Here is a 19,606-nt window from a genome sequence, read left to right as displayed (position 1 = left end):
CACATGTCCCGCACACTGATAAAGAACGCCGCCGTCGTCACCATGGACGGGCCGGATTATACCGGCGACATCCTGGTCGAGGACGGCAGGATCTCGGAGCTCGGGCCGGACCTCGCCGCCGAGGGCGCCGAGGTGATCGACGCGACCGGCATGATCGCCATGCCCGGGTTCGTGAACGCCCATATCCACACCTGGCAGGCCGGCCTGCGCGGGCTGGCCGCGGACTGGACCCTCTTCGACTACTTCAAGGGGATGCACGCGGGCCTTGCCACCTGTTTCCGCCCCGAGGACATGGAGATCGCGAACCAGGTCGGGATGCTGCACCAGCTCTCCTCCGGCGCCACGACCATCGCCGACTGGTGCCACGCGAACCACACGCCGGACCATACCGACGCCGCCATCGAGGGGCTGCGCAAGGCCGGCGGCCGGGCGAAGTTCCTGCACGGCTCTCCCAAGCCCGATCCGAAACCGGGCGAGCCGCATTTCTCCGAAGTGCCCATGCCGCGTGGCGAGATCGAGCGCCTGCGCACCGGCCCGCTGGCGTCCGACGACGCGCTCATCACCATGGGCATGGCGATCCTCGGGCCGCAGATGTCGGTGGAGAACGTGGTGCGCACCGATTTTGCGCTGGCGCAGGAGATGGATCTCGTCACCTCCATGCACGTCTCGGGCAACATGCTCTGGGGCGATGCCTGGGCCGAGCTGGAGAAGGAGGGCCTGCTGGGGCGGCACATCAACATCGTGCATGGCAACGGCCTTCCGGACGACGAGGTGAAGCGCGTTCTGGACAACGGCGCGACGGTCAACGTCACCGCGGAGATCGAGCTGCAGATGGGCTTTGGCGAGCCGCTCACGCGGATCGTCAGCCATCATGCGGACGATCAGCTCTCCATCGGGTCTGACGTCGAGTCGGGTGTCGCGGGCGACATGTTCGGCGTCACCCGCATCACGCTGCAATCCGCGCGGCATCACCATACCCGCATCGTGCGCGCCGAGACCGGCGGCCCGCCCGAGGTGATCGGATTCAGCACCCGGCAGGCGCTGAACTGGGCCACCATGGGCGGCGCGCGGATGCTGCGGATGGAGGACCGGATCGGGTCTCTCACCGTGGGCAAGGAGGCCGATATCGTGCTGCTGGAGACGCGGTCGATGAACATGCGCCCGGTCCACGATCCGGTGGCGACCATCGTCTTCCACGCCCGGCCCGAGAACGTGGACACGGTCATGGTCGGCGGGCGCCTCGTGAAGCAGGGGGGCAAGATGCTGAACGTCGATCTCGAGGCGCTGACGGACAGGCTCGAGGCCAGCGGCCGCCGCGTGGTCGAGGAATTCCGGGGCAAGCAGGCCGCGCACTGATCGCACTCAGCGCCAGATCTGCTCCGTCTGGTGTTTGGCGATCCGGCGGCCGAGGGACCCGAACTCGGCCGCGATGAACGCCCGGAACCGGCGGGCGGCGGGGGTCGGCTCCGTCCCCGCCCGCACCAGTAGGCCGAGCACCCTGTTCGGATGCCCGATCTCCAGCGACAGGGCCGTGACGGGCGCCCGCCCCTTGACCATGAACACGACCGAATAGGGCAGCACCGTCAAGCTGTCCGACCCGGTCAGAACGCTCAGCACCGAGGCGAGCGACCCGCCGGAGAAGCTGATCCGGAAGTCTTCCGCCCCGATATTCGACAGCGCCCGCCGCAGGTCGCGGTAGAGCGGGCTGTCCGCGGGCGGCGCGATCCACGGATAGCGGGCGATGTCTCCCGGCGTCAGCAGTCGCCGCCGCACCAGCGGATGCCCCTCGCGGCAGGCGATCACGTTGAGGCCCGGCAGGATCGGCTGAAAGCTCAGGTCCTCGGGCACGTCCTCCTTCGGCAGGGGAAGGATGGCGATGTCGAGCGCGCCGCTCCGCACCCGCTCGATCAGGTCGGGCCCGTAGCCATAGGATTGGTCCACCCGCACGTCGGTCATGGTCTGCTGGAACCGCGCGATCATCGACGCGATCACCCCGTCCATGAAGAAGGGCGTGCCGCCGGCCCGCACCAGCCCGGACCGGCCGGTCCGCCAGCGGTCGACGATCTCCGAGGCGGCGCGGTCGGCCTTCAGGACGGCGCGCCCCTGTTCGGCCAGCGCGAGGCCCAGATCGGTAGGCTGCAGCGGCCGTTTTCCCGACTTGAAGAGCGGCGCGCCGATCCGCGCCTCGAGCTGCGCAAGCGTCCGCGATACCGAGGGCTGCGACTTGCCCAGCGCCTCCGCCCCCTCCGTCAACCCGCCGTGATCCACGATCGCGGCCAGAAGTTCGAGGTGGCGCGGGTCCATTTTCATAACGCGATGGTATATTGATCCGCACAGATCGGATCAAGTTCCCTCGAATTGCATGGTAGCAGCCGGTCAAGGGAGACGATCATGTCCTACTTTCAGCCCGAATTCACCGCGCGCAGCGCCGCCGTGCGGGTCCGCTTCGCGCCCGGGGTGCGCCGCGAGGTGGCGGCTGAACTGGACCGACTGGGCCTGACCCGCGCGCTCGTGCTGTCCACGCCGCCCCAGTCCGACAGTGCCATGGCGATCGCCGAGGACCTGGGCAGCCGCGCCGCAGGCGTTTTCTCCCGCGCAGCGATGCACACGCCGGTCGCCGTCACCGAGGAGGCCATGGCCCATGTCGCCGAGATCGGCGCCGATTGCGTCGTCGCTGTCGGGGGCGGCTCCACCATCGGGCTCGGCAAGGCCATCGCCTATCGCACCGACCTGCCGCAGATCGTTGTGCCCACCACCTACGCCGGCAGCGAGGCGACGCCTATCCTCGGCCAGACCGAGAACGGGGTGAAGACCACGCTCAGCGACGCGAAGGTGCAGCCCGAGGTGATCCTCTACGATGCCGAGCTGGTGGCGACGCTGCCTCTCGCAATGACCGTGACGAGCGCGCTCAACGCCATCGCCCATGCGGCCGAGGCGCTCTATGCCCAGGACCGCAATCCGCTCTCCACCGCGCTCGCCGTCGAGGGGATGCGCGCCTTCGCCTCCGCCCTGCCGCGCGTGCTGGAGGCGCCGGACGACCTCGCCGCCCGGGGAGAGACGCTTTACGGCGCCTGGCTCTGCGGCACGGTGTTGGGCCAGGTGGGCATGGCGCTGCACCACAAGCTTTGCCACACGCTCGGGGGGTCGTTCGACCTGCCCCATGCCGAAACCCATGCCATCGTCCTGCCCCACGCCATCGCCTACAATGCGGCGGCCGTGCCGGACCTGCTGGCGCCGGTCGCCCGGATCTTCGGTGGCACGGAACCCGGCGCCGCGCTCCATGCCTTCGCGACGCGCGCGGGCGCCCCGCTCGCGCTGAGGGACCTCGGCCTCTCCGAAGCCGATCTCGACCGCGCCGCCGATCTCGCGGTGACGAAACCCTACTGGAATCCCGCCCCCGTGAACCGGGACGGCATCCGGGCGCTGCTCGACGCCGCCTGGGGCGGCCGCGCGCCGGGCACCTGACGCGCAAGTCATCTCAAGGGAGGAACACGAGATGCTGACACGCCGCAAACTGCTCAAGGGCACCGCCGCCTCGGGCTTCGCGCTTGCCGCGGGCCCTCTGGCCGCGCCGGCCATCGCCCAGGGCGCCCGCATCCGCGTGGGCTATGTCACGCCCCAGTCCGGCCCCCTCGCCGCCTTCGCCGAGGCCGACCGCTTCATCCTCGACGGCTTCGCGGCCACCGAGGCGGGCCAGAACTTCGAGGTAATCGTCAAGGACAGCCAGTCGAACCCGAACCGGGCCGCCGAAGTGGCGCAGGAACTGATCGTGGACGACGGCATCGACCTGATGCTCGTGGCTTCCACCCCAGAGACGACGAACCCGGTGACCACCACCTGCGAGTTCGAGGAGGTCCCCTGCATCTCCACCGTCGCGCCCTGGCAGCCCTGGTTCATCGGCCAGCAGGGCAACCCGGGTGCGCCGGAGACCTGGCAACCGTTCAACTATTCCTACCACTTCTTCTGGGGCCTCGAGGACGTCATCGCCGTCTTCACCAACATGTGGGCGCAGCTCGACACCAACAGATCGGTGGGCGCACTCTTCCCGAACGACGGCGACGGCAACGCCTGGGGCGACCCGGTGGTGGGCTTCCCGCCGGTGCTCGACGAACTCGGCTACACCCTGACCGATACCGGCCGCTACCAGAACCTGACGGACGACTTCACCGCCCAGATCAACGCCTTCCGCAACAACGCGGTGGAGATCGTCACGGGCGTCGTGATCCCGCCCGACTTCACGACATTCTGGACCCAGGCCAAGCAGCAGGGCTTCACCCCAAAGGCCGCCTCCATCGGCAAGGCGATCCTGTTTCCCCAGGCGGTGGAAACGCTGGGCGACGCCGGGCACAACCTCTCGTCCGAGGTCTGGTGGTCGCCCTCGCATCCGTTCGCCTCGTCGCTCAACGGCATGTCGGCGGGCGACCTCGCCACGGGCTTCACCGAGGCGACCGGCCGCCAGTGGACGCAGCCCATCGGTTTCGTGCACGCGCTGTTCGAAGTTGCGGCGAACGTCATGGGCCGGGTCTCCGACAGCGGCGATCCGGATGCCGTGTCCGAGGCCATCGCAGCGACGGACATGGCCACCATCGTCGGTCCGCTCTCGTGGAACGGCGCGGGCCTGCCGCCCTTCGCGGCGCGGAACGTGGCCAAGACACCCCTCGTGGGCGGTCAGTGGCGCCTGCGCGAGGGGGGCGGCTACGACCTCGTGATCGTCGACAACCAGACCGCCCCGGACGTGCCCACGGGCGGCACGATGGAAGAGATCCCCGCCTGACCTGCGCGCCCGGCTCGGTCCGGGCGCGATCATCCGACCATCAGCGGCGCCGTGAGGCCGCCGGGAGAGCCCATGACCGTCCTGTCCCTCGACTCCGTGTCGAAGAGCTTCGGGTCCCTGAAGGTGACCGACGACGTCTCCTTCGACGTGCCCGAGGGGCAGGCGCTGGGCATCATCGGCCCCAACGGCGCGGGCAAGTCGACGCTCTTCAACCTCGTGACCGGCAATATCCTGCCCGACGCCGGGACCATCCGCCTCAACGGCCGCGACGTGACCCGCGAGCCCGCCATGGCCCGGGTCCGCGCGGGGATCGGCCGATCCTTCCAGATTCCCCAGCCCTTCCAGAAGCTGACCGTCTTCGAGAACCTGCTGGTCGCCGCGACCCACGGCCGCGCGGCCCGCGAACGCGACATGCGCGACCCCTGCGCCGAGGTGCTGGAGCGCACGGGCCTGCTGCCGAAGGCGAATGCCGAGGCCGGGCGGCTGTCGCTCCTCGAACGCAAGCGGCTGGAACTGGCGCGCGCCCTCGCCACCGGGCCCCGGCTCCTGCTGCTCGACGAGATCGCGGGTGGGCTGACCGAGGGCGAATGCCAGGCGCTCGTGGCCACCATCCGGGCGATCCACGCCGAGGGAGTGACGATCATCTGGATCGAACACGTCCTGCACGCGCTCAACAGCGTGGTCGAACGGCTGCTGGTGCTGGATTTCGGCAGGGTCATCGGTCTCGGCGACCCGGCGGAGATCATGGCCAGCCGCGAGGTGCGCGAGATCTACCTCGGGATCGAGATATGACCGCGCTGCTCGAGACCAGGGGCCTCACCGCCTTCTACGGCGATTTCCAGGCGCTCTTCGGCGTCGACATCACCCTCGCGCGCGGCGAGACGGTGGCCATCATCGGCGCCAACGGCGCGGGCAAGACCACGCTGATGCGTGCCATCACCGGGGTGCTGCGCAGCGCGCGCGACCAGATCCTGCACGCGGGGACCGGGATCGGCCACCTGCCCGCCGACACGATCATGAAGCGCGGCATCGCGATGGTGCCGGAGGGGCGCCGCCTCTTCCCGTCGCTCACCGTCGAGGAGAACCTCCTGATCGGCGCCCAGCACAAGGGCGGCCGCGACCTCGGCGACCGGATCGACAGCCTTTTCGCGCGGCTGACCGGCGGTCCCGATCCGGCCGCGATGGCGGGCGATCACGACGGCAGCGGCCACTGGTCGCTGGAGACGGTCTACGACCTCTTCCCCATCCTGCGCGAGAGGCGCCGATCCCCGGGGACCGCTCTGTCCGGCGGGCAGCAGCAGATGGTCGCCATCGGGCGCGCGCTGATGTCGAACCCCGACATCCTCCTCTGCGACGAAATCAGCCTCGGCCTCGCCCCGGTGGTGATCCGCGACATCTACGCGGCCCTGCCGAGGATCCGCGAGACCGGCGCCAGCGTCATCATCGTCGAACAGGACATCGGCCAGGCGCTCGCGGTCGCCGATCGGGTCTACTGCATGATGGAGGGCCGCGTGACCCTCGAGGGCCGCCCCGACACGATCAGCCGCGACGACATCCACGCCGCCTATTTCGGAGCCGCCGCATGATCCGTCCCGCCGTTCGGTGCGATGTCCCGCGCCCGTCCTTCTTTGGGCCGGAAATATCCCGGGGGTCCGGGGGCGGAGCCCCCGGCGGATCGCCGCGCGCAGCGCGGCGAAACCGCTTCTCTTGGATGCATGAGGGTTTCGGCGCCTTTGGCGCCGACCCGCCGGAGGGGCGTTGCCCCTCCGGACCTCCCCGGGGCATCTCCAGACGGAACTCGTGGGAGCAGGTGCGATGATCGGCCTCGATACCCTGGTCCAGGGGGTTCTCCTCGGCGGGCTCTACGCGCTTTTCGCGGCCGGCCTCAGCCTCGTCTTCGGGATCATGCGGCTCGTGAACCTCGCCCATGGCGATCTCATCGTCTTCGGCGCCTACCTGATCCTTGTCGTCGTCTCGGTGCTGGGGGTGAACCCGTTCCTCGCCGCGCTCGTGGCCGCGCCGGTCATGTTCGCCCTCGGGTGGCTCCTGCAGAAGGTCGTGCTGAACCGCACCCTGGGCGACGACATCCTGCCGCCGCTTCTGGTGACCTTCGGACTGTCGGTGGTGATCCAGAACGCCCTGCTCGAGTCCTTCTCGGCCGACAGCCAGCGCATCTCCATGGGCGCGCTGGAAACCGCCTCTGTCGATCTCGGGCCGGTCACGGTGGGGGTGCTGCCGCTGATCACCTTCGCCTCGGCGGTCCTCGTCATCGTCGGGCTGAACCAGCTCTTCTATCGCACCGCCATCGGGCGGGCGTTCCGGGCCACGTCGGACGATCAGGTGACGGCAAGCCTCATGGGCATCCGGCCCGACCGGGTCTTCGCAACAGCGACCGCCGTCGCCATGCTCGTCGTCACGATCGCCGCACTCTACCTCGGCACGCGCGCGAACTTCGATCCCTCGGCGGGGCCGGCGCGGCTGATCTACGCCTTCGAGGCGGTGATCATCGGGGGCCTCGGCAGCCTCTGGGGCACGCTCGCGGGCGGCATCATCATCGGCGTGGCGCAGACCGTGGGCGCGGCGATCAATCCCGAATGGCAGATCCTCGCGGGGCACATCGCCTTCCTGCTCGTCCTGCTCGTCAAGCCTCGGGGCCTCTTCCCGCAGGGGGGCGGCCGGTGAGCGTCTATACCGTCACCACGCGCACCCGCGCCTCGCGGACGGCCTTCTGGGGCGCGCTCATCCTCGTGGCGGGGCTGGCGCTCGCGCCGCTCTTCGTGGGGCGCGGCACGATCCAGGACCTGTTCTTCATCCTGACCATGCTGACGCTCGCGCAGTTCTGGAACCTGCTCGCGGGCTATGGCGGGCTCGTCTCCGTGGGACAGCAGGCCTTCGTCGGGCTCGGGGCCTACGCGCTTTATGGCGCGGTGATCCTCTATGGCGTCGATCCGGTGGTCTCGATCCTGATCGCGGGGCTGGTCGCGGTGGTGCTCGCCGTGCCGATCTCCGTCTTCGCCTTCCGCCTTCAGGGCGCCTATTTCGCCATCGGAACCTGGGTCATCGCCGAGGTCTGCCGGCTCTCGGTCGCGCAATGGCGCGCGGTGGGTGGCGGTACGGGCACCTCGTTGCCGCGCGAGGCGGTGGCCGAGATGATGCTCGTCCCGACCATCGAGACCGCCCTCGATGTCCGGGCGAGCGAGGCGCGCGACATCCTTGCCTACTGGCTGGCGCTGATCCTCGTCGTGGCCACCATCGCGGGCATCTACTGGCTGCTGCGCACGCGCCGGGGCCTCGCCCTTGCCGCCGTGCGCGACAACGAGGAGGCGGCGCGGTCCGTGGGCGTGGATGCGGGGCGGATGAAATGGGTGGTCTTCCTGACCTCCGCCTTCGGCACCGGGCTCGCGGGCGGGCTCATCTACCTGCAGAAGGGCCGCATCTCCCCCGATGCCGCCTTCAGCGTCACCGACTGGACCGCCTACGTGATCTTCATCGTGGTGATCGGCGGACTCGGCACCATCGAGGGGCCGATCATCGGCGTCCTCGTGTTCTTTCTCCTCCAGAGCCTCTTCGCCGATTACGGCGCCTGGTACCTGATGCTGCTCGGGCTCATCGGGATCGGGGTGATGCTGTTCGCGCCGCGCGGGCTCTGGGGGCTGCTGTCCGAACGGACGGGCATTCAACTCTTTCCCGTGCGGCGCAGGCTGGCCGGCGGGGCACTGAAGGGCAGGGAGGGCTGAGCATGGCCAGAATAGAGACCGACGTTCTGATCATCGGCACCGGGCCGGCGGGATCCGCCACCGCGGCGCTGCTGTCGAGCTACGGCGTGGAGAACATGGCGATCAACCGCTACCGCTGGCTCGCCAACACCCCGCGGGCGCACATCACCAACCAGCGCACGATGGAGGTCCTGCGCGATCTCGGCCGCGAGGTGGAGGACGAGGCCTACATGCACGCCACCCAGCAGGAGCTGATGGGCGAGAACATCTTCTGCGAAAGCCTCGCGGGCGAAGAGATCGGGCGCATGAAGAGCTGGGGCAACCATCCCCTGTCGAAGGCGGAGCATGTCCTGTCGAGCCCCACCTTCATGAACGACCTGCCGCAGACCTACATGGAGCCGCTGCTGTTCAAGACCGCCTGTTCGCGCGGGACGCAGGCGCGGATGTCGACGGAATACGTCAGCCACGAGCAGGACGCGGACGGGGTCACGACCACCTGCCGGGACCGGCTGACCGGGGAGACGCTGACGATCCGCTCGAAATACCTCGTCGGCGCCGATGGCGGCAATTCGGCGGTGGCGGAGCACGCGGGCCTGCCCTTCGAAGGCAAGATGGGCGTCGGCGGGTCGATGAACATCCTCTTTCGCGCGGATCTCTCGCGTTTCGTCGCGCATCGCCCGTCCGTGCTCTACTGGGTGATGCAGCCCGGCGCCGACGTGGGCGGGATCGGGATGGGTCTGGTGCGCATGGTCCGGCCCTGGGACGAGTGGCTGATCGTCTGGGGCTACGACATCACCCAGCCCGCGCCCGAGGTGGACGCAGCAATGGCTACGCAGGTGGCGCGGCAGCTCGTGGGCGACCCGGAGCTGGAGATCGAGCTTCTGGGGGCCAGCGTCTGGACCGTGAACGACATGTACGCGACCCACATGCAGAACGGGCGCGTCTTCATCATGGGCGACGCCGCGCACCGGCATCCGCCGTCGAACGGGCTGGGGTCCAACACCTCGATTCAGGACGGCTTCAACCTCGCGTGGAAACTGGCCGCCGTGCTGAAGGGGCAGGCGGGGCCGGGCCTTCTCGACAGCTATTCCGAGGAGCGCGCGCCGGTGGCGAAGCAGATCGTCACCCGCGCGAACCAGTCCATCGGCGAGTTCGGCCCGATCTTCCAGGCGCTGGGCATGGCCGAGGGGGTGAAGCCCGAGGTGATGCAGAAGAACCTCGAGGCCCGCTGCGATACCGGCCCCGAGGCGGAGAAGCAGCGCGAGGCGATCCGCGAGGCGATCGCCTTCAAGAAGTACGAATTCGACGCCCACGGCGTCGAGATGAACCAGCGCTACCGCAGTTGCGCCGTGGCGACGGACGGCCAGATCGAGCCGGCCTTCGAGCTCGACGCCGATCTGCATTATCAACCCACCACATGGCCCGGGGCGCGCATCCCCCATGTCTGGCTCTTCGACCACCTGACCGGGGAGAAGCACTCCACCCTCGATCTCTGCGGCAAGGGCCGGTTCACGATCTTCACCGGCATCGGCGGTGAGGGCTGGGAAGCCGCCGCGGCCGAGGTGGGGCCGGAGTTCGGGCTGGACATCGGGGTGCATCTGATTGGCCCCCGGCGCAAGATCGTGGATCATACCGGCGACTGGGCCCGGGCGCGGGAGATCGGCGATTCGGGCTGCCTGCTCGTCCGGCCCGACCAGCATGTCGCCTGGCGGGCGGAAACCGTATCCGGCGATCCCGGCGCGGAGCTGCGCCGGGTGCTCAGGACCGTTCTGAACCGCTGAGGGAGGGCGAGATGGACAGCGATATGAAGGGCTTCTTCACCGAGGAGAATTCGGTGGAGGTCGTCACCGCGCGCTTTGCCGAGGCGAAGGACCAGCGGCTGAAGGAGGTGATGGAGGTCGTCGTCCGCAAGCTGCACGAGGCGGTGAAGGAGATCGAGCCGACGCAGGACGAATGGATGGCGGCAATCAGGTTCCTGACCGAAACGGGCCACATGTGCACCGACTGGCGGCAGGAATTCATCCTGCTGTCGGACACGTTGGGCGTGTCGATGCTGGTCGATGCGATCAACTCCCGCAGGCCCTCCGGCGCGTCGGAGAACACCGTCCTGGGGCCGTTCCACCTCGACGGGGCGCCCGAATACGAGATGGGCGCCAACATCTGCCTCGACCAGAAAGGGGAGGACATCGTCGTGCGCGGCCGCATCCTCGACACGGAGGGCAACCCGGTGGAGGGCGCGCGGATCGACGTCTGGCAGGCCAACGACGAAGGCTTCTACGACGTCCAGCAAAAGGGCTATCAGCCCGATTTCAACCTGCGCGGCGTCTTCACCACCGGGGCGGACGGCCGGTACTGGTTCCGGGCGGTGAAGCCGAAGTTCTACCCCATCCCCCACGATGGCCCCGCGGGAAAGCTGCTGCACGACCTCGGCCGCCATCCCTACCGTCCGGCGCATCTGCACTACATCGTCACCGCGCCGGGCTACGATCAACTGACCACGCATATCTTCGATCCGGACGATCCGTACATCAATTCCGACGCGGTTTTTGGCGTGAAGGAGAGCCTCTTGGCGGAGTTCAATCTCGTCGATGATCCGGAGCGTGCGAAAGCCGTTGGCTTCGACGGTCCGTTCTGGGATGTGGAGTTCGATTTCGTGCTGGCTCGGGAGGACAAAGCGGCATGACGAAACCCTGCATCATCTGCGTGGCCATCACCGGCTCCGTGCCGCGCAAGGAAGACAACCCGGCGGTGCCGATCTCGGTCGAGGAGCAGATCGAGAGCGCGCACGAGGCTTTCGAGGCGGGCGCGAGCATCGTCCATTGCCATGTCCGCAAGCCCGACCAGACGCCGACCGCGGACCCCGAGATCTTTGCCCGCCTTAAGGAGGGGCTGGAGAAGCACTGCCCCGGCATGATCGTGCAGCTGACGACGGGCGGGCGCTCCGGCGCGGGGCGCGAGCGCGGCGGGATGCTGTCCCTGCGTCCCGAGATGGCGTCGCTCTCGGTGGGCTCCTGCAACTTTCCCACGCGCATCTACGAGAACGCGCCGGATCTGGTGGATTGGCTCGCCGCGGAGATGAAGACCTACGGCATCAAGCCCGAGATCGAGGCCTTCGACCTCGGCCACATCTTCCAGGCCGTGAAGATGGCGCAGGACGGGCGGATCACCGGGCCGCTCTACGTCCAGTTCGTGATGGGCGTGAAGAACGCGATGCCCGCCGACAAGCCCAGCTTCGATTTCTTCGTCGAAACGCTGAAGCGTCTCGCGCCGGACGCCGAATGGTGCGCCGCCGGCATCGGCCGGCACCAGCGCGAGCTCAATGAATGGGCCATCGCCGCGGGCGGCCATACCCGGACCGGGCTCGAGGACAACATCCGGCTCGACCGCGACACCCTCGCGCCGTCGAACGCCGCGCTCGTGCGCATCACCGCCGAGATCTGCGAGCGGCACGGGCGCCCCGTCGCCACCCCCGCCGAGGCGCGCCGCATTCTCGGCCTCGCCGCTTGAGACCGGACAGGGACCGGGGCGGACGGGGTCCGGGTGTCCCGTCCCCGCCAAGGTCTTGCGCAGGGTCCGGGTGTCGGCCGATGCTCCCGGAGCCGGCGCAAGCCCGTGAGCGCCCGGGCGTTGAACCATGACGTCCACGGGTTCCGGCAAGGCGCCCGAGCCGCGACGCGCTGCGCATGACTGCGCCCGTTCGGGCGCGCCGACAGACTCGAGGGGAGGAACCCGATGGCGGACTCGACAGCGCTGATAACCTGGGGTGGGTGGGACGGCCACGAGCCCGAGAAGGTGGCGCATCTGATGGCCGGGCTGCTGCGGGAGGAGGGGGTCGGCGTCGACATCCGCGACACCCTCTCCTGTTTCGACGATTTCGAGGCGCTCTGCGCCTACGATCTTGTCGTGCCGATCTGGACGATGAGCCGGATCGAGAAGCATCAGGCCGAGAACGTCTCCGAGGCCGTCGCGCGGGGCACCGGGCTTGCCGGCTGTCATGGCGGGATGTGCGACGCCTTTCGGGAGAACGTGCTCTGGCAGTTCATGACGGGGGCCAACTGGGTGGCGCATCCGGGCGGCGACGGGGTGCGGTATACGGTCGAGATCAAGGACCGGGAGCACGAACTGACCGAGGGGCTGGAGGATTTCGAGGTGGCGACCGAGCAGTACTATCTGCAGGTCGATGCGGCGAACCACATCCTCGCAACGACCCGGTTTCCCACGGTCACCTGGTATCACAGCGCGAACGGCCCCGTGCATGTCCCGGTCGCATGGACGCGGATGTGGGGGCTTGGGCGGGTCTACTACAACGCGCTCGGGCACAAGGCGAACGTGATCGAAAGCGGCGCGCCACACGAGATGCTCCGCCGGGGCCTGCTCTGGGCGGCCCGCAGCAAGGAGGCGGCGCGCGCGGAGGGGCGCCGGTTCGCGGAGTACGAGAACCCGGGGAAGCATTTCTGAACCCGCCGTGACCCGCTCGGGGTCGCCACGGGGGGGCAAAGCCGTGCCGCATTCGGAAGAACTGTCGCCGCATCGCCTCCACGGAACTCCGTTCGGGTCATTCGCGGTCGACGCCGACCGGGAATCGGTCCATCCCCGCACGCCGATGCCTGACCCCCGGACCCGGAGCCAGCCGTGCGCCTGTCGATCGACGTGACCCTGTCCTACCAGATCGGTCGCTCCCGGGCCGCCATGCTGGCGATCGAGGCGGCGCGGTACGGCGGGCAGACCGTCGTCAGCGACGACGTGTCGATCGACCGGGCGGGCCTCGTGCGGATCGATGGGGAAAGCGGGATCGGCACGCGGATCTGGGCCTGGCCCGAGACCGAGGATCTGAGCCTGCGTTACCGGGCCGAGGTCGAGGTGACGCGCAGGAGGGCCCTGCCGGACTGCCGGGAGGCAACCGCGATGCACGATCTGCCGGCGGAGGCCCTGACCTACCTGCGCCCGTCCCGGTTCTGCCCGTCCGACGCGTTCACCGCCTTCGTCAGGAAACGGTTCGGCGGACTCGACGGGACCGCGAAGGTCGTGGCGATCCGCGACTGGGTCGCACGGGAAATCAGCTATCTGCAGGCGACGTCGGACGCGCAGACCACGGCACTGGACACGTTCGCGCGCCGCGAGGGCGTCTGCCGGGACTTCGCCCACATGGTCTGCGCCCTGTCACGGGCGTCGAACATCCCGGCCCGCTACGTCTCCGCCTATGGTCCGGGCGTCGATCCTCCCGATTTCCATGCCGTCGCCGAAGTGTGGCTGGGCGGCGGATGGCATCTCGTGGATGCGACCGGCATGTCGGCGCCGGACGAGCTGGTGGTCATCGGCGTCGGGCGCGATGCCTGCGATGCCCCGTTCATGGAGACCGAGGAGGAAGCGACGCTCCTCGAGTTGAGCATCGCGGTTTCCCGCTGCGCGCCGGGTGGCCGGATCGGCCCTGCGGATCAGCGATGAGGCGCGACAGAGCGGCGGCGAGGATCCGGCAGGCGCGCATCGCGGTGTCACGAGCGGGATCGTCGGGTCGGCTCCACGATGATCCCGACCTGCATCGGGCCGAGACCGGCGCCATGGTCCGCACGTAGGGCATCTTCGGCCATCCCGTCGGCGCCAACCATTCGCTCCTTCATGCCGCGCTGACCGGCCTGATCCCGCGCCAGGCCGCTTGCCCGTCGCGGGGCCGGACTGGTATGTACCAGGCCGGACTGGCAGGAGCGACGGATGGCCGAGGACCTCATCGCGCGGATCGGGGCGGCGCTGGCGGAGGTCTCGCCCTCGGACCGAAGGCCGATCTACCGCCGCCTGTCGGATCTGCTGGCCCGCGAGTTGCGCCAGGGCCCCGCCGGCACCCGCCTGCCGAGCGAGCGGCGGCTGGCGCGGGAGCTTGGCATCAGCCGCGTCACCGTGCGCCGCGCGCTCGACGAGCTGTCCGCCGAGGGGCTGGTGCTGCGCCGGAGGGGCGCCCGCAGCGCCGCCGCGGTGCGGCTGGAAAAACGGCTTTCCAGCCTCACCGGCTTTTCCGACGAGCTGCGTAACCGCGGCATGCGGCCAGGCCAGCGCTGGCTGTCGCGGCAAGTCGTCCTGCCCGCACCCTCCGAGGCCCTGGCCCTCGATCTTGCGCCTGCAGAGAAGATCGCGCGGCTCGAACGGGTCCGCCTCGCCGACGGGCATCCCATCGCCATAGAGCGTGCCGCGGTGCCGCTGGCCTATCTGCCGGACCCGGGGCTGGTGGGCGATTCCCTCTATGCGATCCTCGCCGAGGGCGGAACGCCCCCCGTGCGCGGCGCTCAGCGCATTCGCGCGGGTCTGATGTCGGGCCGCGACGCGGAGCTCCTCGACAGCCGCCCCGGCGCGCCGCTGCTGATCGTCGAGCGCCGCTGCTTTCTCGCCGACGGCAGGCCGGTGGAGTTCACCGAGACCCGCTATGACGGCGAAAGCTACGATTTCCTCACGGAACTTCAGCCCCAGAATGGTACATACCAGTCAGAAATGGCTTGATACCAGATAGCGCCATCGGACACCCTGTCCCCGACGCAGAGGGGACATCGTGATTCTCGACAAGCTCAAGGGCGCCCTGATCGTGTCCTGCCAGCCGGTGATCGGAGGGCCGATGGACACCCCCGCCATCGTGGCGGCCTTCGCCCGCGCGGCGCTCGACGGCGGCGCGGCCGGCCTGCGTATCCAGGGGCTCGAGAACCTGCGCGCGGTCCGCGCCACCACGGACGCGCCGGTCATCGGCCTTCTGAAGACCGAAGCGGACGACGGGACCGTCTTCATCACCCCTCGCGCCGAACAGGCCCGCGCGCTCGCCGGGGCGGGGGCCGACATCGTCGCCTTCGACGCCACGGACCGCGCCCGCCCCGATCCACTCAAGGCCCTGGTCGCCGCGATCCACGACGCCGGCGCGCTGGCCATGGCCGACTGCGCCACCGCCGAAGACGGCGCGCGTGCGGCGGCGCTGGGCTGCGCTATCCTCGGCTCGACGCTCTCGGGCTATACCGGCGGCGAGGTGCCGTCGGGCCCCGACCTGGCCCTCGTGTCCCGGTTGGCCAAGACCGGCGCCTTCGTCATCGCCGAGGGGCGCTATCACGCTCCTGCAGATGCGGCCACCGCGATCCGGGCCGGAGCCGATGCCGTGGTCGTGGGCTCCGCCATCACCCGGCCCGAGCATGTCACCGGCTGGTTCGCCCGCGCCATCGCGGACGCACGGCAAGAGGGAGCGCCATGACCGCCACCCTCGCGATCGACCTCGGGGGCTCCAAGATCCTCGCCGCGCTCGTTGCGGGGGCCGAGGTGATCGCGCGGTCCCGGACCGAGACCGACCGCGAGGGCGGCCCAGAGGCCTGGCTCACCCAGATCGCCGCACTGTCCGCGCCCTGGCGGGGCCGCTATTCTGCAGCGGGCCTCAGCGTGACCGGCCGCGTCCATGACGGCCGCTGGTCCGCGATGAACCGAAAGACGCTTGCGGTGCCGGAGGGCTTTCCGCTCGCCGCCCGCGCCCGCGAGGCGCTGGGCCTCGATGCCGCCCTTGCCAACGATGCCCAGGCCGCGGCCTGGGGCGAATACCGCCACGGCGCGGGGGCGGGCCGTGACATGGTGTTTCTCACCGTCTCCACCGGCATCGGCGGCGGCGTCGTGCTGAACGGCCGACTCCTGACCGGGCGCGGCGGTCTTGCGGGGCATGTCGGACAGATGGCCCTCGACGGCGGGCCGGTGGAAAACCTCGCCTCGGGCACCTGGATCGCCTCCGCCGCCGCCGCTGCCGGCCATCCGTCGGACGCCCGCGCTGTGTTCGACGCCGCGGCCGTGGGCGCGCCCTGGGCGGAGGAGATCGTGGCGCTGTCCGCCGCCCGCCTCGCGCGACTCTGCGCGGACCTGCAATGCCTGCTCGACCCGGAGGTGATCGTCCTCGGCGGCGGTGTGGGCCTCGCCCCCGGCTTTCTCGACCGGGTGACAGCGATCCTCGGACAATTCCCCCCGCCTGTCCGACCGACCCTGGCCCGTGCGGCACTGGGGCCGGAGGCGGGGATCATCGGAATGGCCGCACTCGCAACCGAACTGAAAACAGGGAGTGACTGACATGACCAGACACAGATTGACCGGGGCCGCCCTCGCCGCGGCGCTGCTCGCCGGTCCCGCCGCGGCGCAGGTGACCGTGCTCGGCTGGCCCGGTGGGCCGGAGGAGACCGCCCTGCGCGCCGTCGCGGAGATGTACAACGCCCGGGAGGACGTGGCCGACGAGGACAAGGTGGAGCTTCTCTTCACCTCCCGCGACGGCTTCTTCGACAAGCTGCAGGTGGACCTCGCCGCCGGATCTACCGCCTTCGACGCCAACCTGATCGCCACCTATTCCATCGGCCGCTACGCCCCCTTCATGGAGCCGATCACCCTCTCGGACGAGGCCCAGGACGTCTTCGGCGAGACCGTGCTCTCGACCATGCAGTTCGACGGAGAGCAATACGGCGTGCCGACCGACCTCTCGCTGCACTTCCTCTACTACCGCGGTGACCTGATTGAGGCGCTGCTGGCCGACGAGGCCGCCGCCGAGCTCTATGGCGACATCTCCGAGGAATTCCTTGGCGAGCGTCTCGCGCCGAAATCCCCCGAGGAGTGGACCTGGGACGATTTCGCCGCCAACGCGCTCTACTTCAGCCAGTCGGTGAACCCGGACAGCCCCACGCGCTACGGCACCGTGATCCAGATGAAGAACCTTCTGTTCAACATGATGGTCTTCCACTCCTGGCCGCGGTCCTACGGCGCGGACTGGATGGATGCCGAGGGCGCCCTGACCATGGACAGCGCGGCCTGGCGCGAAGCGCTGGAGACGGCCAAGTTGCTCTATGACGCGGGCGCGACCCCGCCCGATTCCACCTCCTACGAATATGCCGAGGCCAACACCGCCTTCTCCTCCGGTCAGGTGGCGGCGATGGTGCAGTGGAACGCCGCGGCGACCGAACTGACCGGCGCCCAGCCCGAGACGGTGGCCATCGCGCCGCCCGCCGGCCCCGAGGGCCGCTTCACCCATATCCACGGCCTCGGCCTCGGCCTGAACGCCGCGGCGGAGAACAAGGACGGCGCCCGTGCCTTCCTCGAATGGCTGTCCACCGAGGAGGCGGCGCTCGCCTATGCCCGCTCGGGCGGCGCGCCCGGTCTTGCCGGCGACACCGCGCAGGCCCTCGCAGACGAGCGTCCCGACCTGGTGCAGGTGGGTGACTATGCCTCGAACTACGGCTTCGTCATGAACGGCGCCACGTCGGAGAGCGCGCTCTCGGTCTACGAGGCCCAGGCGCAGGAGTTCACCGGCTACTGGGCCGGGACCCAGGACCTCGACACCGCCATCGCCAACGTGACGGCCTCGATGGACGAGCTGCTGAACTGATCCCCTGACCGGGGCCGGCCCTCCCGCCGGCCCCGACCCCTCCGCCGGAGCCCTCATGCCCAGACACACCCGCCGCGAGACCGCCGTCCTGGCAGCGCCGCTGGTGCTGTTCCTGCTGGCGATCCTGGGCTTTCCGGTGATCCTGAGCGTGGTCTACGGCCTGTCGGAAACGACCTTCCAGACACTCCGCAGCCCCAGCTTCACCGGGCTCGACAATTTCTCCCGGGTCATCGCCGACGACCGCTTCTGGCAGGCGGCCTGGTTCTCCCTGCGATTCGGCGTCATCACCGCCGTGCTGCAATGCGCACTGGGGCTCTTCCTTGCGGTCTACCTCGCTCCGCTCATTGCGCGGCACGGCTGGACGGTGGCCGTGCTGATCATGCCCATGGTCGTGGCCCCCGCCATGATGGGGCTGATGTACCGCCTGTCCCTGCACGAATTCGCCGGTCCGATCCCCCATTACATGTGGCAGTGGTTCGGCTGGAGCCCCGCGTTCCTCAATGCGCGGAACGTCTTCGCCACCGTCGTGGTGGCCGAGACGCTGCAATGGACGCCCTTCGCCTTCCTGCTGCTCCTCGCAGCCTACCAGACCCTGCCCCGGGACGTGGCCGAGGCCGCCCGCGTGGACGGCACCCGCCCCTGGCGGCTCTTCTGGAAGATCGAGCTGCCGCTCCTGATGCCGACGCTCTGGATCGCGCTCTTCATCCGGTTCATCGACGGCTTCCGCGTCTTCGACAACATCTACACGCTCGTGGGCTCCGGGCCCGGCGGGATCACCACCTCCATGTCCATCTACATCTACGAGGCCTTCCTCCGGCAGGGCGACATCGGCCGCGCGCTCGCCGCCGCGATCCTGCTCTTCGGCGCGGCCTTCACGCTCCTGTCCCTGGCCCAGCGCCTCGGCCGGCGGAGGCGCGCGGCATGAAGCTCCATTCCGTCCTGCGCTGGGCCGTCTTCGCCGTCGCGGCCTTCGTGATGAACTTCCCCATCCTCGCCACGCTGGTGACCGCGCTGAAGCCGCCCGGAGAGGTCACGCGCAACCCCTCCCTCTGGATCGAGTCGCCGACGCTGGAGAACTTCGCCATCGTCCTGACGGTCAGCGACCGGCTCAACATCTATGCCTATCTCTTCAATTCCCTGACCGCCGCGCTGATCGGGGCGATCCTGCCCATCCTGTTGTGCTTTCCCGTCGCCTGGGCGCTGGCCCGGCGTGGCACCGGGCGGGCGGTGCTGTTTCCGCTCGTGGTCAACCTGCGCGCGCTGCCGCTGATCATCTTCGCGATCCCGCTCTACATCATGTATGCCACGCTCGGGCTTCTCGACACGCGGGTCGGCCTCGGCCTGATCCTCGCCGTGGTGAACCTGCCGCTCGCCTTCCTGCTGATCGTGAACGCCATCCAGGCGATCCCGCTGGAGCTGGAGGAGGCCGCCCGCATGGACGGCGCGCGCCTGCCGCGCATCCTGCGCCGGGTCGTGCTGCCGCTCTGCCGGCCGGCCTTCCTGACCACCTTCATCTTCGGCTTCATCACCGCCTGGAACGAGTTCCTCTTCGGGCTGATGCTGACCACTCAGAAGGCGGTGCCCGTGACCGTGGGCGCGTCCTTCTTCTTCGCCACCTCGGGCGGCGGAGTGCAATGGGGCGTGGCGGCGGCGGTGATGATCGTGGCGGCCCTGCCGCCCCTCGTGCTGGGCGTGGTCATGTACCGCCGGATAGGCGGCTCGATGCTCGGCGGCGCGGTGAAGGGATAG

19 protein-coding genes are annotated in these 19,606 nt (G+C 69.4%); 18 read left to right on the top strand and 1 reads right to left on the bottom strand.

The features are described from left to right. Positions 1 to 3: 3 nt before the first annotated feature. On the top strand, positions 4 to 1,356 hold the full coding sequence (locus tag EAT49_RS07065) for an amidohydrolase family protein (protein WP_123641595.1): 1,353 nt from the start codon (positions 4 to 6) through the stop codon (positions 1,354 to 1,356). 6 nt (positions 1,357 to 1,362) lie between these two features. On the opposite strand, the gene EAT49_RS07060 is transcribed toward EAT49_RS07065, so the two are convergent. After that, positions 1,363 to 2,304 (bottom strand): LysR family transcriptional regulator, encoded by a 942-nt coding sequence (locus EAT49_RS07060; RefSeq protein ID WP_246003784.1) that lies wholly within the window; start codon positions 2,302 to 2,304, stop codon positions 1,363 to 1,365. 87 nt (positions 2,305 to 2,391) lie between these two features. On the opposite strand from EAT49_RS07060, the gene EAT49_RS07055 reads away from it, so the two are divergent. From EAT49_RS07055 to EAT49_RS06975, 17 genes are all read left to right on the top strand, one after another. Continuing rightward, positions 2,392 to 3,465 (top strand): maleylacetate reductase, encoded by a 1,074-nt coding sequence (locus EAT49_RS07055; RefSeq protein ID WP_123641593.1) that lies wholly within the window; start codon positions 2,392 to 2,394, stop codon positions 3,463 to 3,465. Positions 3,466 to 3,496: 31 nt separating this feature from the next. Further along, positions 3,497 to 4,774, top strand: coding sequence for an ABC transporter substrate-binding protein (locus EAT49_RS07050; RefSeq protein WP_123641592.1), 1,278 nt, complete (start codon positions 3,497 to 3,499; stop codon positions 4,772 to 4,774). A gap of 72 nt (positions 4,775 to 4,846) precedes the next feature. Then, positions 4,847 to 5,566, top strand: coding sequence for an ABC transporter ATP-binding protein (locus EAT49_RS07045; protein ID WP_123641591.1), 720 nt, complete (start codon positions 4,847 to 4,849; stop codon positions 5,564 to 5,566). Then, positions 5,563 to 6,360: an ABC transporter ATP-binding protein gene (locus EAT49_RS07040; protein ID WP_185020688.1), complete on the top strand. Its 798-nt coding sequence runs from the start codon at positions 5,563 to 5,565 to the stop codon at positions 6,358 to 6,360. The genes EAT49_RS07045 and EAT49_RS07040 overlap by 4 nt, the downstream gene beginning before the upstream one ends. A gap of 229 nt (positions 6,361 to 6,589) precedes the next feature. Beyond that, positions 6,590 to 7,456, top strand: coding sequence for a branched-chain amino acid ABC transporter permease (locus tag EAT49_RS07035; RefSeq protein ID WP_123641590.1), 867 nt, complete (start codon positions 6,590 to 6,592; stop codon positions 7,454 to 7,456). Next, complete coding sequence (locus tag EAT49_RS07030) at positions 7,453 to 8,511, top strand: branched-chain amino acid ABC transporter permease (protein WP_246003783.1); 1,059 nt, start codon at positions 7,453 to 7,455, stop codon at positions 8,509 to 8,511. Before EAT49_RS07035 ends, EAT49_RS07030 begins: the two co-directional genes overlap by 4 nt. 2 nt (positions 8,512 to 8,513) lie before the next feature. Continuing rightward, complete coding sequence (locus EAT49_RS07025; protein WP_123641588.1) at positions 8,514 to 10,271, top strand: FAD-dependent oxidoreductase; 1,758 nt, start codon at positions 8,514 to 8,516, stop codon at positions 10,269 to 10,271. Between the two features lie 11 nt (positions 10,272 to 10,282). Then, positions 10,283 to 11,173, top strand: a complete 891-nt coding sequence (locus EAT49_RS07020; protein ID WP_123641587.1) for an intradiol ring-cleavage dioxygenase — start codon at positions 10,283 to 10,285, stop codon at positions 11,171 to 11,173. Beyond that, positions 11,170 to 11,997 (top strand): 3-oxoadipate:acetyl-CoA acetyltransferase, encoded by an 828-nt coding sequence (locus tag EAT49_RS07015; protein ID WP_123641586.1) that lies wholly within the window; start codon positions 11,170 to 11,172, stop codon positions 11,995 to 11,997. Before EAT49_RS07020 ends, EAT49_RS07015 begins: the two co-directional genes overlap by 4 nt. A gap of 225 nt (positions 11,998 to 12,222) precedes the next feature. Continuing rightward, the gene (locus EAT49_RS07010) at positions 12,223 to 12,948 is read left to right on the top strand and encodes a ThuA domain-containing protein (protein WP_123641585.1); all 726 of its coding nucleotides are present in this window, start codon (positions 12,223 to 12,225) and stop codon (positions 12,946 to 12,948) included. Positions 12,949 to 13,122: 174 nt separating this feature from the next. Continuing rightward, entirely contained in the window at positions 13,123 to 13,935 is an 813-nt protein-coding gene (locus EAT49_RS07005) for a transglutaminase-like domain-containing protein (RefSeq protein WP_123641584.1), read from the top strand. A 264-nt stretch (positions 13,936 to 14,199) separates the two neighbouring features. Next, a complete protein-coding gene (locus EAT49_RS07000; protein ID WP_123641583.1) occupies positions 14,200 to 14,976 on the top strand; it encodes a GntR family transcriptional regulator in 777 nt (258 codons plus the stop codon). 49 nt (positions 14,977 to 15,025) lie between these two features. After that, positions 15,026 to 15,706, top strand: a complete 681-nt coding sequence (locus EAT49_RS06995; RefSeq protein WP_246003782.1) for an N-acetylmannosamine-6-phosphate 2-epimerase — start codon at positions 15,026 to 15,028, stop codon at positions 15,704 to 15,706. Continuing rightward, positions 15,703 to 16,557, top strand: a complete 855-nt coding sequence (locus tag EAT49_RS06990; protein ID WP_123641582.1) for an ROK family protein — start codon at positions 15,703 to 15,705, stop codon at positions 16,555 to 16,557. Before EAT49_RS06995 ends, EAT49_RS06990 begins: the two co-directional genes overlap by 4 nt. Before the next feature lies 1 nt (position 16,558). Then, positions 16,559 to 17,857 carry an extracellular solute-binding protein gene (locus EAT49_RS06985; RefSeq protein ID WP_123641581.1) on the top strand — a complete coding sequence of 433 codons (1,299 nt, stop codon included), beginning with the start codon at positions 16,559 to 16,561 and terminating at the stop codon, positions 17,855 to 17,857. Positions 17,858 to 17,912: 55 nt separating this feature from the next. Then, entirely contained in the window at positions 17,913 to 18,782 is an 870-nt protein-coding gene (locus tag EAT49_RS06980; protein ID WP_123641580.1) for a carbohydrate ABC transporter permease, read from the top strand. Next, the gene (locus tag EAT49_RS06975; protein ID WP_123641579.1) at positions 18,779 to 19,606 is read left to right on the top strand and encodes a carbohydrate ABC transporter permease; all 828 of its coding nucleotides are present in this window, start codon (positions 18,779 to 18,781) and stop codon (positions 19,604 to 19,606) included. Before EAT49_RS06980 ends, EAT49_RS06975 begins: the two co-directional genes overlap by 4 nt.

The organism is Histidinibacterium lentulum, assembly GCF_003789055.1.
GTDB lineage: Bacteria > Pseudomonadota > Alphaproteobacteria > Rhodobacterales > Rhodobacteraceae > Oceanicola > Oceanicola lentulus.
The sequence above is the reverse complement of the archived record's forward strand: the minus strand, read 5'-3'. Positions and strand labels throughout refer to the sequence as shown.

Excerpts from the sequence above, each read along its gene's own strand:
- EAT49_RS07065 (WP_123641595.1), top strand. The coding sequence starts at position 4 with ATGTCCCGCACACTGATAAAGAACGCCGCCGTCGTCACCATGGACGGG.
- EAT49_RS07060 (WP_246003784.1), bottom strand. The coding sequence starts at position 2,304 with ATGGACCCGCGCCACCTCGAACTTCTGGCCGCGATCGTGGATCACGGC.
- EAT49_RS07055 (WP_123641593.1), top strand. The coding sequence starts at position 2,392 with ATGTCCTACTTTCAGCCCGAATTCACCGCGCGCAGCGCCGCCGTGCGG.
- EAT49_RS07050 (WP_123641592.1), top strand. The coding sequence starts at position 3,497 with ATGCTGACACGCCGCAAACTGCTCAAGGGCACCGCCGCCTCGGGCTTC.
- EAT49_RS07045 (WP_123641591.1), top strand. The coding sequence starts at position 4,847 with ATGACCGTCCTGTCCCTCGACTCCGTGTCGAAGAGCTTCGGGTCCCTG.
- EAT49_RS07040 (WP_185020688.1), top strand. The coding sequence starts at position 5,563 with ATGACCGCGCTGCTCGAGACCAGGGGCCTCACCGCCTTCTACGGCGAT.
- EAT49_RS07035 (WP_123641590.1), top strand. The coding sequence starts at position 6,590 with ATGATCGGCCTCGATACCCTGGTCCAGGGGGTTCTCCTCGGCGGGCTC.
- EAT49_RS07025 (WP_123641588.1), top strand. The coding sequence starts at position 8,514 with ATGGCCAGAATAGAGACCGACGTTCTGATCATCGGCACCGGGCCGGCG.
- EAT49_RS07020 (WP_123641587.1), top strand. The coding sequence starts at position 10,283 with ATGGACAGCGATATGAAGGGCTTCTTCACCGAGGAGAATTCGGTGGAG.
- EAT49_RS07015 (WP_123641586.1), top strand. The coding sequence starts at position 11,170 with ATGACGAAACCCTGCATCATCTGCGTGGCCATCACCGGCTCCGTGCCG.
- EAT49_RS07010 (WP_123641585.1), top strand. The coding sequence starts at position 12,223 with ATGGCGGACTCGACAGCGCTGATAACCTGGGGTGGGTGGGACGGCCAC.
- EAT49_RS07000 (WP_123641583.1), top strand. The coding sequence starts at position 14,200 with ATGGCCGAGGACCTCATCGCGCGGATCGGGGCGGCGCTGGCGGAGGTC.
- EAT49_RS06990 (WP_123641582.1), top strand. The coding sequence starts at position 15,703 with ATGACCGCCACCCTCGCGATCGACCTCGGGGGCTCCAAGATCCTCGCC.
- EAT49_RS06985 (WP_123641581.1), top strand. The coding sequence starts at position 16,559 with ATGACCAGACACAGATTGACCGGGGCCGCCCTCGCCGCGGCGCTGCTC.
- EAT49_RS06980 (WP_123641580.1), top strand. The coding sequence starts at position 17,913 with ATGCCCAGACACACCCGCCGCGAGACCGCCGTCCTGGCAGCGCCGCTG.
- EAT49_RS06975 (WP_123641579.1), top strand. The coding sequence starts at position 18,779 with ATGAAGCTCCATTCCGTCCTGCGCTGGGCCGTCTTCGCCGTCGCGGCC.